Source organism: Phyllobacterium sp. RCAM01083 (assembly GCF_055685835.1).
Genome location: NZ_JBVFZN010000005.1, coordinates 2,735,544 through 2,748,971, shown reverse-complemented (window position 1 = coordinate 2,748,971; position 13,428 = coordinate 2,735,544). Strand labels below are relative to the sequence as shown.

Genomic DNA, 13,428 nt, shown 5'->3' with positions numbered 1-13,428 from the left:
TTTTGAATGGGATGGGCCCTGAAAACACGCAGGTTTGACCGGCCGGTTTACCGCATGTCGGACGGCATGGAACTGACTTCCCGCAGCAGCCAGTCAAGGAATATGCGCATGGCCGGCCGTTGCGGACGGTCCTGCGGACAGGTCAGCCAATAGGCGTGGCGGCTGACGAACCCGAAGCCTTGCGGATTGACGAGCTTGCCGCTGGCCAGCTCGTCGGCGATCAGGCCGCGCGGCACCAGTGCCAGCCCCTGTCCGGCAATCGCCGCCCGGATGACCAGCGCATAGAAGCCGAAATGCGTGATACGGTCCGGCGCGAAATCGGTGATGCGCTGCGCTTGGGCAAACTCTTCCCAGCGCAGGGGCGTGTACTTGTGGTGGAGCAGCGGGAACGCGCCGATGTCGCCGGGATGCCGGATGCCGCCAAGCCGGGCAATGAAGTGCGGCGCGCCGACAAGCGCCACCTCCCGGCCAAAGAGGTAGTGGTTGTCCTGATCCGGCCAATCGCCTTCGCCGAAACGAAACGCGGCATCCGCCTGGTTGATCAGATCGTTATTGGCAAAGGTCGACAGTTCGACATTGATGTCCGGATGTGCTTCGGCGAAGCTGGCAAAGCGCGGGATCAGCCAGCGGTCGCCCATGATCGGCAGGATGTGCAGCTTGATGGCATTGGGCGACGATCCCAATGCGGCAACCCGCAAGGCCGCATTCTCCATGGCGCCAAGCGCGATGCGGGCTTCGACCACATAAATCCTGCCTGCTTCCGTGGTCGAGAGGCCGTAGGGGGTGCGGACAAACAGCGGAACGCCGGCCAGGGCTTCCAGTGCCAGCAATTGCTTGCTGACGGCACTCTGCGTCATGTTCAACGCCTTGGCGCAGGCCGTCGTGCTGCCATGTTCGGCAATCGCCGCAATGACCTGCAATGCCCGTGTGGACGGATATATCCGGCCGGATACCATCGCCTTCGCCTCGCTGGTTCTTCGGAACAGAGGGTATTCCTTTTTGGAATGGATATGCGAATTCATTTCGTTTGTCGTGTCAAAAACACAACCATAAGCTTCCAACAACGAGAAAAAGGGGAATAAATGCCATGACCGAGCAGTCCGTCCGTTTGTGGGGCGCGCGTTTCAGGACGAGTCCATCACCTGAGCTGACAGCGCTTTCCCGTTCGGAAAGCAGCTATTTCCGGCTTGTCCCGTATGACCTGACCTCGTCGCTGTCCCATGCGCGGGAACTGGTGCGCGCCGGGATTTTGACCGAGGCCGAAGCCGAAACGGTTTTCGCGGCGATCAAGGGCATCGGCGCCGACTACGCGGCCGGCGCGATCGAGCCATCCGCCGCCGATGAGGACATTCATACATTCCTGGAGCGGGTTCTGGGCGAACGCATCGGCGCGCTCGGCGGCAAGCTGCGGGCAGGCCGTTCCCGCAATGATCAGGCCGCCAACGACCTGAAGCTCTATCTGCGCGATGTGGCGCGCGGGCTCGGCGCGGATATTCTTCTCCTGCAGCAGGCGCTGACCGACCAGGCGGAAGCCCACGTGACGACGCTCACTGCGGGTTTCACCCATTTGCAGCCGGCCCAGCCCATCAGCTTTGCCCATCAGCTGCTGGCCCATGCCCAGACCTTTGCCCGCGATCTTGATCGGCTGCGCGATTGGGACAGGCGCGCGGCACGCTCGCCGCTCGGAGCGGCTGCCATGGCGGGTTCAAGCATCGCCGTGCAGCCGGAGCTGTCGGCGCACGAGCTTGGCTATGACGCGCCGTGCGAAAACTCCATCGATGCGGTGGGCAGCCGCGACCATGTGGCGGAATTCCTCTTTGTCACGGCCATGTTCGGCGTGCACCTGTCGCGTCTTGCCGAGGAGCTTTTCCTGTGGTCCTCGCGCCAGTTCCGCTGGATCGAAATGGATGATGGCTATGCCACCGGCTCGTCGATCATGCCGCAGAAGAAGAACTGCGATATCGCCGAACTGACGCGGGGCCGTGCTTCCCGGCTGATCGGTAGCCTGACGACGATGCTCGTCGCCCTCAAGGGGCTGCCTTTCGCCTATAACCGTGACCTTGCCGAGGACAAGCATGCCGCCTTCGATACGATCGATGCCCTGACGCTCGTCGTGCCCGCCATGGCCGGCCTGATCCGGACCATGCGCGTCAACACCGATATCATGCGCAGGCAGTCGGTCGATGGCTTCACATTGGCAACGGAAGTTGCCGACTGGCTGGCCAAGACGGGCGTGCCCTTCTCCGAGGCGCATGAAATCACCGGTGCGCTGGTGCGTTACTGTGAAGACAGGAATATCGGCCTTGAGGATGTGAGCGACGATGACCTTGCCGCCGTCGATGTCAGGCTGCTGCCGTCGATCCGGTCAAGCCTGTCGCCGCAGGCGGCCGTCGACGCGCGCAAGGGCTATGGCGGAACGGCTCCGGACCGGGTTCGCGAGCAGATCGTCAGGCTCAAAACCGTGTTGGAATCGCAGCGGGAGTGGCTATCCTCCTATGCGAGCCCGACAGCGGCTTTGAAAGGATGAGTACGATGGCCAATATCGAACACACGGTTTCCGTCCCGCCTGCCAAATATTCCATTGCGCACCTGAAGCACCAGCCCCGGCGCCACTATGGCCGCTGGCTGGCCGCCGCCCTGATCATTCTGGCACTGGCCATGATCGTCAAGGCTTTTGCCCAGGGCCAGATTGCCTGGCCGGTGGTCGGCCAGTTCTTCACCGCACCGGCCATTCTCGCCGGTCTGTGGAACACCATCCTGATGACGATCTGTGCCATGGCCCTCGGCCTGCTGCTCGGTGTCGTCTTCGCCATCATGATCATGTCGCCCAATCCGGTGCTGAAATATGTGGCGGTTTTCTACATCTGGTTTTTCCGGGGAACGCCGCTGCTGCTGCAGCTGCTGCTCTGGTTCAATCTCGCGCTGATCTTTCCGACACTCGGCATTCCCGGCCTGTTCGAAATGCGCACCGTCGATTTCATGACGCCGTTCATGGCGACGCTGCTCGGCCTTGGCATCAATCAGGGCGCCTACACCGCCGAGGTCGTGCGCGGTGGTATCCTGTCCGTCGACAACGGCCAGATCGAAGCCGCCAAGGTCATCGGCATGACCCGATTGACCATGCTGCGCCGTATCGTGCTGCCGCAGGCCATGCGCGTGATCATTCCGCCTGTCGGCAATGAAGTGATCAGCATGGTCAAGCTGACCTCGGTTGCCAGCGTCATCCAGTACGCGGAAATCCTGCGCAACGCACAGGCCGTGTACTACGCCAACAACCGCGTCATGGAACTGCTGATCGTTTCGGCCATCTGGTATCTGGCGGTTGTGACCATTCTTTCCATCGGCCAGCATCTCCTCGAGAAGCACTATTCGAAAAGTCTGGGGCGCCGGACCGGCAAGCGCACCGAACCTGCCGCAGCGGAAGGAGTCTGAACATGTCAGCCATGGTCGTAGCGGTAGACGTCAACAAGTATTTCGGGCCGTTTCACGCGTTGCAGAACGTGTCGCTTGAAATCAGTCACGGCGAAGTCCTGTGTATCATCGGACCTTCGGGCTCCGGCAAAAGCACGCTCCTGCGCTGTGTCAACCAGCTGGAGCGCATCGACTCCGGTGCCATCTGGGTCGACGACGAACTGGTCGGCTTTCGCCAGGAGGGCAACAAGCTCTATGAACTGACCGATGCGGAGATTTCGCGCCAGCGCCTGGCAAGCGGCATGGTGTTCCAGCGGTTCAACCTTTTCGCCCATATGACGGTGCTGGAAAACATCGTCGAAGGGCCGGTTATCGTCCAGAAGCGTGCGAAAAGCAGCGTCATCCCGGAAGCCATGGCTTTGCTCGAACGGGTCGGTCTGGCCGACAAGAAGGATGCCTATCCCAGCGAGCTTTCCGGCGGGCAGCAGCAGCGGATCGCGATTGCCCGCGCCCTCGCCATGCAGCCCAAACTGATGCTGTTCGACGAACCGACATCGGCGCTCGATCCGGAACTGGTTGGCGACGTGCTGAATGTCATGCGCGATCTCGCCACCAGTGGCATGACGATGATCGTGGTCACGCACGAACTCGGTTTCGCCCGCGAGGTTGCGCACCGGGTGGTGTTCATGGACCGCGGCCGGATTGTCGAAACCGGAACCCCGCACGACATCCTCAGCAGCCCGAAAGAAAAACGCACGCAGGACTTCATCGCAGCGGTGTTGTCCTGAGCCGAACTGAAATCAACAGGCCGGAAGAACCGGCCAGAGAGGAATCAGACATGAAAACCATGACACGGCTTGCAATTCTCGGTGGAGCGCTGGCATTCAGCTTTTCTGCCATGGCACAGGACCTTCCGGCCCGCATCAAGGATGCCGGTAAACTTGTTATCGCGACCATGCCGAACTATCCGCCGATCACCTACAAGGACCCGGCCACCAATGTGCTGCAGGGTTTTGACATCGAGCTTGGCGAAGCCATCGGCAAGGAACTTGGTCTGAAAGTCGAATGGCAGGAAATCGCGTTTGCCCAGATGCTGCCGTCCCTGCAGACAGGCCGCGTCGATCTGGCGATGGCCGGCATGAGCGACAAGAAGGCCCGCCAGGAAACCGCGGACTTCGTCGATTACATGAAGTCGGGTGCGCAGTTCTACACATCCAAGGCCCTGGCCGGCGAAATCAAGTCGGTGGACGATCTTTGCGGCAAGTCGGTGGGCGCCAGCCGCTCGACGGATTGGCCCGCGCAGATCACCGCCTGGAGTGAAGCCAACTGCGTTGCCAAGGGCAAGCCTGCGATCAATGTGATGGGCACGGAAGGGTCCGCCGATGCCCGCACGCAGATCAAGAGCCAGCGTCTTCAGGCAGCGGCCCAGGGCAACGAAACCCTTCCCTACAACCAGAAGCTGGAACCAGATACTTACGTTACGCTCGGCGAGGCATTCAGCCAGTCGCTGGCCGGCATTCCGGTCCTGAAAAGCGAGACCCAATTGCGCGATGCGGTGAAAGTGGCGCTTGAAAAACTGCAGGCGAATGGTACCTATGATGCACTTCTGGAAAAGTATGGTTTGAAGGCCAACAAGCTGACGCCCGTTACCATCAATGCCGGCGAATAAAGCATAGGGCCGAAGAGACGAAAGAGGCGGTTCCGGTTTTGGCTGGAGCCGCCTTTGCATGGAAAGGAATGCGGGATTGATGAAAGTCAGTTTGTCCAATCCGTCGGATCACCCGCAGCTTGCGGCCCTGTTTGAGGAAATGCAGGCCCATTACAACGTGCCCTGTCCGCCGCGCGCGGAAATACTGCGCGGATTGCGCGATATGCCCGATGGGACGGAAATCCTGGTCGCCGGCACGGATGAGCTCGTTGGCTTTGCCGCGTTCTCGTCGATCTATCCGGGGCCGGGTCTGCAATCCGGCCTGTTTCTCAAGGAGCTCTTCGTTTCAAAGGCGCACCGCAGCAGCGGAGCCGGGACCTCGCTGATGCATGCACTGGCCAAACTGGCGCTGGAGCGGGGTTACAAGCGCGTCGACTGGACCGCCGACCGCAACAATCCGAAAGTCCTGGCCTTCTACAATGGTTTCAGCGCGTCTCCGCTGCCGGACAAGCTTTTTTACCGGATGGATGGCGAGGCGCTTGCTGCCGCCGCCGCGAAAGCCGGTAACGCGTAAGCGTTGGCTTACTAAGACTGCCGCGGCCGCGCCAGCCAGCAATAGGCCGAACCGAGGGCCAGCAGCACGCAGGTTGCCAGAAACACGGCGCGCATGCCAAAATGCCCGCCGATGAAGCCGCCGGCCAAGGGGCCGACGACCTGTCCGGCATATTGCGATGATGTCGAATAGCCCAGGATGCCGCCTGCGACCCGGTCCGGAACATTGTGCCGGATGACGCTGGTGATGCAGGGCAGCAGCCCGCCAAGCGCCAGCCCCATCAGAAACCGCAGTCCGATCAGCTGCCAGCCCTCGGTCACGAAAGCCTGGGGTATCAGCAGCAAAGCCGATACGGCGAGGGCGGCAATGATCACGTTCCAATGGCCGACGCGGTCGGCCAGCTTGCCCAGCCGTGACGCCGACAGGATGCTGCCGAGCGCCGCCGCCGACATGACGACGCCGGAAACAATCGTCACCTTGCTGGCATCGGTGACCAGCTGCGCCACATAGACCGTGATGATCGGTTCGATCGACATGTTGGCCAGCATCAGCAGCAGGCTGGTCGCCAGCATGGCGATGATGGGGCGCTTGTCGGGAATCGCCGACCAGCCGCCCGTCACCTTGGCGCCCTTGCTTTTCGGCGGGCGCCGCTCCTCCTTGATGAAAAGACTGGTGGCGATGAAGGTCAGGAAAATCACGCCGCCCGCCAGCCAGAACGTCTGGCGTATGCCGATCAGGGGCGGCAGGCCGCCGCCGATCAGCGGGCCCACCAGATTGCCCGCCATGATGCCCGACGACAGGGTGCCGAGCGCCCAGCCGGTGCGTGCCTTCGGCGTCTGGGTCGCCACCAGCACGGTGGAACCGGAGGCATAGCCGCCGAGCAGTCCGGCAGCGAGACGCAGCGCCACGAGCTGCCACACGTCCGTGGCCATGCCGATCAGCGACATGGCGACGGCCATGCCGAGGCTCGCGCGAATGAGCATCAGCTTGCGGCTATAGAGATCGGCGAGCCGCCCCCAGAGCGGCGCGACGAGGGCCGCGGTGAAAAAGGTGGCGCCATAGGCCACGCCTGACCATTGCACGATTGCCGCGTGTTCCTTGACGCCCAGCTGTTCGACATAGAGCGGCAGGAAGGGCAGAAGCAGCGTCATGGCCACGATCGTCGTGAACGATCCGATGAGGCAGACGACAAGGTTCTGGCGCCAATAGCGCGATTCAGTCTCGGATTCACCGGCAATGGCCGGAGCGGGCGCAGCGGTCACGGTTGTACCGCCCGTGCCATGCTGTTGATCAGGTGTATTCATGGAAACATGTTTTCGCGGCAGGGGGGCTGCCGTGCCTCTCACTCTTTCGAGCACCGAACTCGTTCGCACTGTTTCACCGCAGCCAGCCAATAGCAATCGTCCGACCGGCTTGAAGTGGCAACAAGTCGCAATCGCCGGGATTCGCAGCAAAGTGATCCATCACCATGACCGCCACGTATTGCAGCGGAAGAACCGGGCAGTGGACTTCATCCGCAGGAGGTTTATCCTGTCGGCTGGTTGTCCCGGCAGATGCAAGGAGACGGCATGATGAAGACATTTCCCGCTTATATCATTTTCGGCCTGTTCCTGTTGATCGCCATGCCGGGTGCGGCGATGGCCGATGAACCGCTGGATACGGGACAGTCGATCATCAGGAAGCAGATCGCCGCCTTTCTCAGTGACGATGCGGCAACCGCCTATTCCTTCGCCTCGCCGGCCATTCAGGGCAAGTTCGTCAATCAGGACATGTTTTTCGAGATGGTCAAGCGGGCCTACCAGCCCGTATACCGGCCGGGCAATTTTGCCTTCGGCCGCAGCAAGGTGTCGGATAGCGAGATCGTGCAGGAAGTCGTCATCCGCGGTCCCGACGACAAGGACTGGACGGCGCTGTACCAGTTGACGAAACAGCCCGACGGCAGCTGGAAGATCAATGCCGTCCGCATGATGCAGGCCGCGCCCGGACCCGAAATCTGAGCGGCCGGCCGCTCATTCGCCAGCCAGTTGCTCGATGGTGAATATGCCGTCCGTCTGCGGCTGCGCGATGTAGGTCTCGTCCGGCGTCTCGAAGGTGATGCGCGTCTTGCGCGTCGCGTCGACGAGTTCGATGGTCCAGTTTTCCTTCAGCCGCCACGCGGTGATGTCGCCCATGACGGGAAATGCCTTGACGCAGGCCGGATCAATATCGATCTGCGAGCCGCCAATGGTCTCGTCCCGTTTGAGCGTCACCTTGCACAGCCTGTTGCCGCCTTCGTCGCGAATTTGCCATGGGCCAAAAAAGCTTTCGAGCAGATCGGGATCGACGGCATCCATATCCATCGGTTTGAGATCTTCAGCCAGTGCCGCCGTTACCGGCAAGATGGCCATGAGAAAAAGCGAGGCAACCGTGTTCCGCATGATGATCAGACCTGTCACTGTTTCCTGTCTATCGGTAAATCTACCCGCAATTCTCCCGCCGGAAAACCGCCAATGCGGTGATCGGGAGAAACGGTGCAGTTTCACTGACCGGATGATGCGACCGACCGCGCAATGAACCATTGCGCGGCATAATAGGTTCCCAGCACCCAGAGGGGGCCAAGCGGCATGGCGAAGCGGAATTTCCCATAGGCCAGCAGCGTGTCACTGGCCAGAAACAGCATGCCGCCCATGCCCGCCAGCCGGGCAGGGGACGTTGCAAGGCATTGGGCCCGGCTGATGGCCTGGGCGCCCATCGCGGCCAGAACCGCCGCATAGACCGTGACAGGAAGCTTCAGTTCCGCAGGCAGGCTTGACCACAGGCCCCAGACGATTGCCAGCGCCAAGAGGGCGCAGGCGGCGAAGGTGAGGGGCACGGCGCCGAGGCGGAGATCACCGGTCAGCGCGACGATATAGGCGCAGTGCGTGATGAGAAAACAGATCAGCCCGGCGACGAACAGATCCTGCGGCAGCATCAGGAAAATATCGCCGCACAGCGAAAAGACCAGGCCCGCGGCAATCGCCCATTGATAGCGCTTCGAAACCGGGTTGGCCGTCTGCACGACCAGGAGCAGCAGCAGCGCCGTCGCCAGCGGCTTGCTGACGTAGTGCAGCCAGCGCCCGTCCGTACCGAGCAGCGCGCTGGCAATGGCTGCCACCGCCGCAATCGCGAACAGCCTGTGCAGCGCCGGCCGGATGGCCGGTTGTGTCTTGGGTGTCATTGCCGTTCCCCGCAAGGTTTCAGTGCCGTGTCACAGTTCTGGCAGTCCGGCCTTGCCCGCTTCCCCGGGATGCAGCCTGACATAATCCGCTTTCAGGTCTTCCGAGGTTCTGCGGCTGCCGTCATGGCTCCAGCCCGGCGGGGCGGCCATATAGAGCAGCCGCTCGCGCAAGGTCAGACCCGGCGAGAACACATCCTTGAGCATGCCGGCCCATTCGTGGAAGGCCACACGCACCGGGTTGAATGTGCCGATATTCCGGACGATCCCATAGCGCGGAACATCCTCATCCAGCTCTTCGACGAATGTCCCGAACATGCGGTCCCAGATGATCAGCGTGCCGGCAAAATTGGCATCGAGATAACGCGGGTTGGTGGCGTGATGCACGCGGTGATGCGACGGGGTGTTGAAGATGAATTCGAACGGGCGCCACATCTTGCCGATGGCTTCGGTGTGAATCCAGAACTGGTAGACGAGGTTGAACCCGTAGACAAAGGCGATCACGGCGGGGTGGAACCCGAGCAGCACCATCGGCACCTGCAGAATGAACATGCCGGTTATCTGACCGGTCCAGGATTGGCGCAGGGCCGTGGAAAGGTTGTAATGCTGGCTGGAGTGATGGTTGACATGCTCCGCCCAGACCCAGCGCACGCGGTGGGCAATACGGTGATAGCAGTAATAGCGCAGATCGTCGAAAACGAACGCCGCGATGAACACCCACCAGTGCAGGCCGAGATCGAACAGGCGGAACTGCCAGACCCACATCAGGGCTGTCACCGAAACGAAACCCAGAAGCAGCCCGGCGGTGACATTGCCCGTGCCCATCAACAGGCTGGTCAGTGTATCGCGCGTCTCGAAGTCGCCTTTGCGGTGCCAGTAGCGGATGGCCACAAGTTCAATGAGGATGGCAAGGATATAGAACGGTACGGCCAGTTTCGTGACGTCAAAGAACATGGGCGCGTTCATGGGTGATCCCTTCGGCAGACATCGCTGGAGCCTGAAGCCAGGCCTGGACGATACGTCGCTCTGTTTCGCTGGCAAATGAAAATGTCTGGCGCGGCCATGTGATGTCGTACCAGCGCACCTTGAGCGCGCGATCGCCCGCCGGTTCGGCACCTGCAACATCGGGCGCGGAAATACAGCGCGTCAGGAACTTGTTGCCGATGCCATGCACAATGCCGGTGCGCTGCGTGGGGAGTTCGAAAAACGCCGTCCGCCGGTCACGCGTGTAGACAATCGGCCCGATGCGGCTTCCGGGGAAATCGGCAAGGAAGATCGATCGGGTCTCGTCATCACCGGCGAGCTGCGGCCGCGCGCTGCCGCCAGCCAGGTGCACGGCAAGGACGCCGACTGAAATACCGACAACAATCATGCCGATCAGTGCTGGCAAGCCGAGCAATGCACACCTCCCCATGATGCCGGCCCATCGCCCGGCCCCTGTGCCGAATCGTGGGACCGTCCCGTTCTCCCGCAAATAGTTTTCCACAGTGCGGATCAATGCACAATCACAGAGGTTTCGCGTGCGGTTCGAGGCTTTGGCAGGCTGGCGCTCCCAAGGGATATACTGTTCAAATCTAAGTGATACCCGGCCATGCCGTGTATTTCCTGCTGTATATTTCGCTGACACCCTTGACATGAATTAAAACAATAAAAGAATATAATGATATTGGGGCGGTGATGCAGGGGTATATGGGGGACGATTCAAAACTTAGTCCAGTGATAATCTGTGGATGCAAGAGAAGTGGTACAACAGCGCTCGTTCGAATATTGAATGAGAACGGTATTACTATTTCTAATGAATGGGCTCTGTTTGCTTGGGGCGCATGGAAGCATGAATTTTCACTTTCCGACTGGCTGCACAACAAGCATCTGGAAGTTGAAAACACGGAATGGCTGCAACACTGGAATTATCGAATGAAGCTTTCGGGCGAGGAGGCGGAGCTTGGCTTCCCCGCCGCGCTTCACGCGGTTTATGGCAACAAGCCGCGCTGGAAATGGGGCGACAAATGGCCTGACTACGTGTTTCACATGCGGGAAATCAAGGCGCATTTCCCCAATGCCAAAGTGATCTACATCTACAGGGATGGCCGGGATGTGGTGGCGAGCATGCTGCGCAAGCAAATAGCCGACGACGTCAATCATGGTTTCGAACAGTGGGTCGGCGCCATCGGGGCGTGGCGGTCCTGGGAAAACGAGGTCGATCACATCGCCATAAGGCAGGAGGATCTGCTGCGATATCCCGCCGAAGTCGGCGCCTATATCGCCCGGTATTGCGGCATCCGGCTGTCGAGTGCGGATCATGCGCGGCACGTCGTTCTTGGCGCGGATGAGCAGTCGAATGACGATTATGTCGCGGAAAACCCGTTTGCCCACACGGGGGCCTACACCGCGCTGTTTTCCGATGACGATGTTCCGCCGGCGGCAAAGCGCCTGCTGGCATCTCTCGGCTATATCTGATGGATCGGCGTGAAGGGAAGGAAACTGGCGGAGAGAGCGGGATTCGAACCCGCGTTACGCTTTTGACGTAAACACACTTTCCAGGCGTGCGCCTTCAACCACTCGGCCACCTCTCCGCAATTCGTCCGGCATGGGGCCGGTCGGGTTGGTCGTTCTCAGCCGGAAAACCCGGCTCAGGAGCACCGTCAACCATCGGTCACTCAGTCTTTGGAGTTTGCGCGAGTCACTTGAAGATGGTTAGCCAACAACGACCCCGTGCGGCGCGCACTATAGTCAGAACAGGCTCTTGTTCAACACCTATTTCAACATAAATGCGCTTTGGCATAATTTCATTCCTTTGTCACTGAAATTGCTGCGAATTTTCAGGGAAACTTCATCGTTCGGTCCCAAAATGCCGGTAAGTTTGCATTCAACCGGTAGGCGTTCCACGCTAGAATACCGTTTTCCCGGCGCCTGATGGCACCGGCCGATGACTTTGGAGAAAGACGTGATCCGACCTGTATTGAGGCTTTTTGCCTATATTGCGCTTGCCATGGCAATCATCGCTGCGGTTCTTGACGCGGCGCGGTCCGTGGGGGCGTCGCATCTGGTGACCACCCCCCTGCAGGAAAGCTGGCAATCGCTCTCCGCCTCATCCCTCGGCGTCGTCGAGGCCTATTTCAAGGCCCGTCTCTATCCCGTGCTGTGGGATCCGCTGATGCTGTGGATTCTTGCAACGCCCACCTTCGTCGTGTTCACCATTCTGGCCCTGCTTCTCTATAGCCTGGGCTACCGGCGCGAAAACCGTGCCGGCCGCTTCGCCGCGCGCTGAGGCGCGATCCCGCCCGGAATCCGGTGGTCTGTCGCGGCCTGCGCGCCAGCGGGCATAGCTTGCCCTGTTCCACAGGCGAAATCTGCATAAGGTACTGATAGGGCTCGGTTATTTCGCAATATTTGACCGGGAGGCAAAATTCCGCGTGAATTTTGCCGTGAGCCGTGCAAGATTGCTTTCGGGGCGGCTGTGACGGGATGGGCCGCAACACAGTCGGGAACCGGCGGAATGCCGGTCCTGCTTAACAAAATCCAGAGGGTTGGTATCAAATGAAGCGTATTGTTCTTGGTCTGCTGGCTGCCACAGCCATGTCCTTCTCGGCCTATGCCGCGGACAACAAACCTGCCTTGATCTTCGATCTCGGCGGCAAATTCGACAAATCCTTCAACGAGGCTGCGTTTCATGGCGCAGAAAAATACACCAAGGAATCCGGCGTAAAATTCCGCGAGTTCGAAATCCAGAACGAAGCCCAGCGCGAACAGGCTCTGCGCAAATTCGCTTCCGATGGCAACTCGCCGATCGTGATCGCCGGTTTCTCCGCTGCTGCGGCCATTGAAAAGGTCTCGACGGAATTTCCGGATACGAAATTCGTCATCATCGATGCGGTTGTCGACAAGCCAAACGTGCGGTCGGTTGTCTTCAACGACAATGAAGGCTCCTATCTCGTTGGTGTTATCGCCGCCAAGACCTCGAAGAGCGGCACGGTAAGCTTTGTCGGCGGCATGGACGTACCGTTGATCCGCAACTTTGCCTGCGGCTATGTCGGCGGCGTGAAGGCGACAAATCCGGCTGCCAAGGTCATCCAGAACATGACCGGCGACACGCCTGCCGCCTGGAACGACCCTGCCAAGGGTGGTGAAATTGCCAAGTCGCAGATGGATCAGGGCTCTGACGTGATCTTCGCGGCGGCCGGCGGCACCGGTATCGGTGTGCTGCAGGCGGCTGCCGATGCAAACAAGCTCGGTATCGGCGTTGATTCCAACCAGAACGGCCTGCATCCGGGCAAGGTTCTGACCTCGATGATGAAGCGCGTCGACGTGGCCACCTACAACGCGTTCAAGGATGGCGCGGACGGCAAGTTCACCGCCGGCGTCAATGTTCTCGGCGTCAAGGAAGGCGGCGTCGACTATGCCGCCGACGAAAACAACGCCAAGCTGCTGACCGACGATGTCAAGAAGGCCGTCGAGGCGGCAAAGGCCGATATCATTTCGGGCAAGGTCAAGGTTCACAACTACAACACGGACAATGCCTGCCCCTACAAGGGCTGATGTTTCACCGATCTGACGGGCCGCCGGTTGCAAGACCGGCGGCTTTGTTTTGGGCGCCGTGGCTGCTTGTTTTATCCATGAAACATG

15 protein-coding genes and 1 tRNA gene are annotated in these 13,428 nt (G+C 60.3%); 9 read left to right on the top strand and 7 right to left on the bottom strand.

Going from position 1 to position 13,428, the window contains the following annotated elements:
* Positions 1 to 47: 47 nt before the first annotated feature.
* Positions 48 to 1,022: a LysR substrate-binding domain-containing protein gene (locus tag ACZ25R_RS20330; RefSeq protein WP_472462020.1), complete on the bottom strand. Its 975-nt coding sequence runs from the start codon at positions 1,020 to 1,022 to the stop codon at positions 48 to 50.
* A gap of 65 nt (positions 1,023 to 1,087) precedes the next feature.
* Here ACZ25R_RS20330 and argH point away from each other — a divergent pair, with 65 nt between their 5' ends.
* The 5 genes from argH to ACZ25R_RS20305 all read left to right on the top strand — a co-directional run bounded on the left by argH (position 1,088) and on the right by ACZ25R_RS20305 (position 5,633).
* Positions 1,088 to 2,527: an argininosuccinate lyase gene (gene argH / locus ACZ25R_RS20325; protein ID WP_472462019.1), complete on the top strand. Its 1,440-nt coding sequence runs from the start codon at positions 1,088 to 1,090 to the stop codon at positions 2,525 to 2,527.
* A 5-nt stretch (positions 2,528 to 2,532) separates the two neighbouring features.
* Positions 2,533 to 3,432, top strand: a complete 900-nt coding sequence (locus ACZ25R_RS20320) for an amino acid ABC transporter permease (protein ID WP_464662203.1) — start codon at positions 2,533 to 2,535, stop codon at positions 3,430 to 3,432.
* Between the two features lie 2 nt (positions 3,433 to 3,434).
* Positions 3,435 to 4,199: an amino acid ABC transporter ATP-binding protein gene (locus ACZ25R_RS20315; protein ID WP_472462018.1), complete on the top strand. Its 765-nt coding sequence runs from the start codon at positions 3,435 to 3,437 to the stop codon at positions 4,197 to 4,199.
* Between the two features lie 59 nt (positions 4,200 to 4,258).
* Entirely contained in the window at positions 4,259 to 5,080 is an 822-nt protein-coding gene (locus tag ACZ25R_RS20310; RefSeq protein ID WP_223612429.1) for an ABC transporter substrate-binding protein, read from the top strand.
* A gap of 79 nt (positions 5,081 to 5,159) precedes the next feature.
* A complete protein-coding gene (locus tag ACZ25R_RS20305; RefSeq protein WP_346307625.1) occupies positions 5,160 to 5,633 on the top strand; it encodes a GNAT family N-acetyltransferase in 474 nt (157 codons plus the stop codon).
* Positions 5,634 to 5,644: 11 nt separating this feature from the next.
* On the opposite strand, the gene ACZ25R_RS20300 is transcribed toward ACZ25R_RS20305, so the two are convergent.
* Positions 5,645 to 6,916 (bottom strand): multidrug efflux MFS transporter, encoded by a 1,272-nt coding sequence (locus tag ACZ25R_RS20300; protein ID WP_472462017.1) that lies wholly within the window; start codon positions 6,914 to 6,916, stop codon positions 5,645 to 5,647.
* 264 nt (positions 6,917 to 7,180) lie between these two features.
* Between ACZ25R_RS20300 and ACZ25R_RS20295 the strand changes: the two genes are divergently transcribed.
* The gene (locus ACZ25R_RS20295) at positions 7,181 to 7,609 is read left to right on the top strand and encodes a DUF4864 domain-containing protein (RefSeq protein ID WP_472462016.1); all 429 of its coding nucleotides are present in this window, start codon (positions 7,181 to 7,183) and stop codon (positions 7,607 to 7,609) included.
* Between the two features lie 12 nt (positions 7,610 to 7,621).
* Here ACZ25R_RS20295 and ACZ25R_RS20290 read toward each other — a convergent pair whose 3' ends face one another.
* From ACZ25R_RS20290 to ACZ25R_RS20275, 4 genes are all read right to left on the bottom strand, one after another.
* Positions 7,622 to 8,047 carry an AprI/Inh family metalloprotease inhibitor gene (locus ACZ25R_RS20290; protein WP_288194799.1) on the bottom strand — a complete coding sequence of 142 codons (426 nt, stop codon included), beginning with the start codon at positions 8,045 to 8,047 and terminating at the stop codon, positions 7,622 to 7,624.
* 83 nt (positions 8,048 to 8,130) lie between these two features.
* Entirely contained in the window at positions 8,131 to 8,808 is a 678-nt protein-coding gene (locus ACZ25R_RS20285) for a lysoplasmalogenase (protein WP_472462015.1), read from the bottom strand.
* Positions 8,809 to 8,838: 30 nt separating this feature from the next.
* Positions 8,839 to 9,771: a sterol desaturase family protein gene (locus ACZ25R_RS20280; RefSeq protein ID WP_472462014.1), complete on the bottom strand. Its 933-nt coding sequence runs from the start codon at positions 9,769 to 9,771 to the stop codon at positions 8,839 to 8,841.
* Entirely contained in the window at positions 9,749 to 10,204 is a 456-nt protein-coding gene (locus ACZ25R_RS20275) for a hypothetical protein (protein ID WP_472462013.1), read from the bottom strand. Before ACZ25R_RS20275 ends, ACZ25R_RS20280 begins: the two co-directional genes overlap by 23 nt.
* A gap of 278 nt (positions 10,205 to 10,482) precedes the next feature.
* Between ACZ25R_RS20275 and ACZ25R_RS20270 the strand changes: the two genes are divergently transcribed.
* Entirely contained in the window at positions 10,483 to 11,262 is a 780-nt protein-coding gene (locus ACZ25R_RS20270) for a sulfotransferase family protein (protein ID WP_472462012.1), read from the top strand.
* A 25-nt stretch (positions 11,263 to 11,287) separates the two neighbouring features.
* Here the strand turns inward: ACZ25R_RS20270 and ACZ25R_RS20265 are convergent.
* Positions 11,288 to 11,378: transfer RNA gene (locus ACZ25R_RS20265), tRNA-Ser, on the bottom strand.
* A gap of 371 nt (positions 11,379 to 11,749) precedes the next feature.
* Here ACZ25R_RS20265 and ACZ25R_RS20260 point away from each other — a divergent pair.
* Together ACZ25R_RS20260 and ACZ25R_RS20255 are read left to right on the top strand one after the other, a co-directional pair.
* The gene (locus ACZ25R_RS20260) at positions 11,750 to 12,073 is read left to right on the top strand and encodes a hypothetical protein (protein ID WP_464662216.1); all 324 of its coding nucleotides are present in this window, start codon (positions 11,750 to 11,752) and stop codon (positions 12,071 to 12,073) included.
* A 269-nt stretch (positions 12,074 to 12,342) separates the two neighbouring features.
* Positions 12,343 to 13,341, top strand: coding sequence for a BMP family lipoprotein (locus ACZ25R_RS20255; RefSeq protein WP_223612330.1), 999 nt, complete (start codon positions 12,343 to 12,345; stop codon positions 13,339 to 13,341).
* Positions 13,342 to 13,428 lie beyond the last annotated feature (87 nt).

Bases quoted from the DNA above. Each gene is read 5' to 3' on its own strand.
- ACZ25R_RS20310 (WP_223612429.1), top strand. From the start codon at position 4,259: ATGACACGGCTTGCAATTCTCGGTGGAGCGCTGGCATTCAGCTTTTCT.
- ACZ25R_RS20270 (WP_472462012.1), top strand. From the start codon at position 10,483: ATGCAGGGGTATATGGGGGACGATTCAAAACTTAGTCCAGTGATAATC.
- ACZ25R_RS20285 (WP_472462015.1), bottom strand. From the start codon at position 8,808: ATGACACCCAAGACACAACCGGCCATCCGGCCGGCGCTGCACAGGCTG.
- ACZ25R_RS20330 (WP_472462020.1), bottom strand. From the start codon at position 1,022: ATGAATTCGCATATCCATTCCAAAAAGGAATACCCTCTGTTCCGAAGA.
- ACZ25R_RS20280 (WP_472462014.1), bottom strand. From the start codon at position 9,771: ATGAACGCGCCCATGTTCTTTGACGTCACGAAACTGGCCGTACCGTTC.
- ACZ25R_RS20305 (WP_346307625.1), top strand. From the start codon at position 5,160: ATGAAAGTCAGTTTGTCCAATCCGTCGGATCACCCGCAGCTTGCGGCC.
- ACZ25R_RS20300 (WP_472462017.1), bottom strand. From the start codon at position 6,916: ATGAATACACCTGATCAACAGCATGGCACGGGCGGTACAACCGTGACC.
- ACZ25R_RS20315 (WP_472462018.1), top strand. From the start codon at position 3,435: ATGTCAGCCATGGTCGTAGCGGTAGACGTCAACAAGTATTTCGGGCCG.
- ACZ25R_RS20255 (WP_223612330.1), top strand. From the start codon at position 12,343: ATGAAGCGTATTGTTCTTGGTCTGCTGGCTGCCACAGCCATGTCCTTC.
- ACZ25R_RS20295 (WP_472462016.1), top strand. From the start codon at position 7,181: ATGATGAAGACATTTCCCGCTTATATCATTTTCGGCCTGTTCCTGTTG.
- ACZ25R_RS20320 (WP_464662203.1), top strand. From the start codon at position 2,533: ATGGCCAATATCGAACACACGGTTTCCGTCCCGCCTGCCAAATATTCC.
- argH (WP_472462019.1), top strand. From the start codon at position 1,088: ATGACCGAGCAGTCCGTCCGTTTGTGGGGCGCGCGTTTCAGGACGAGT.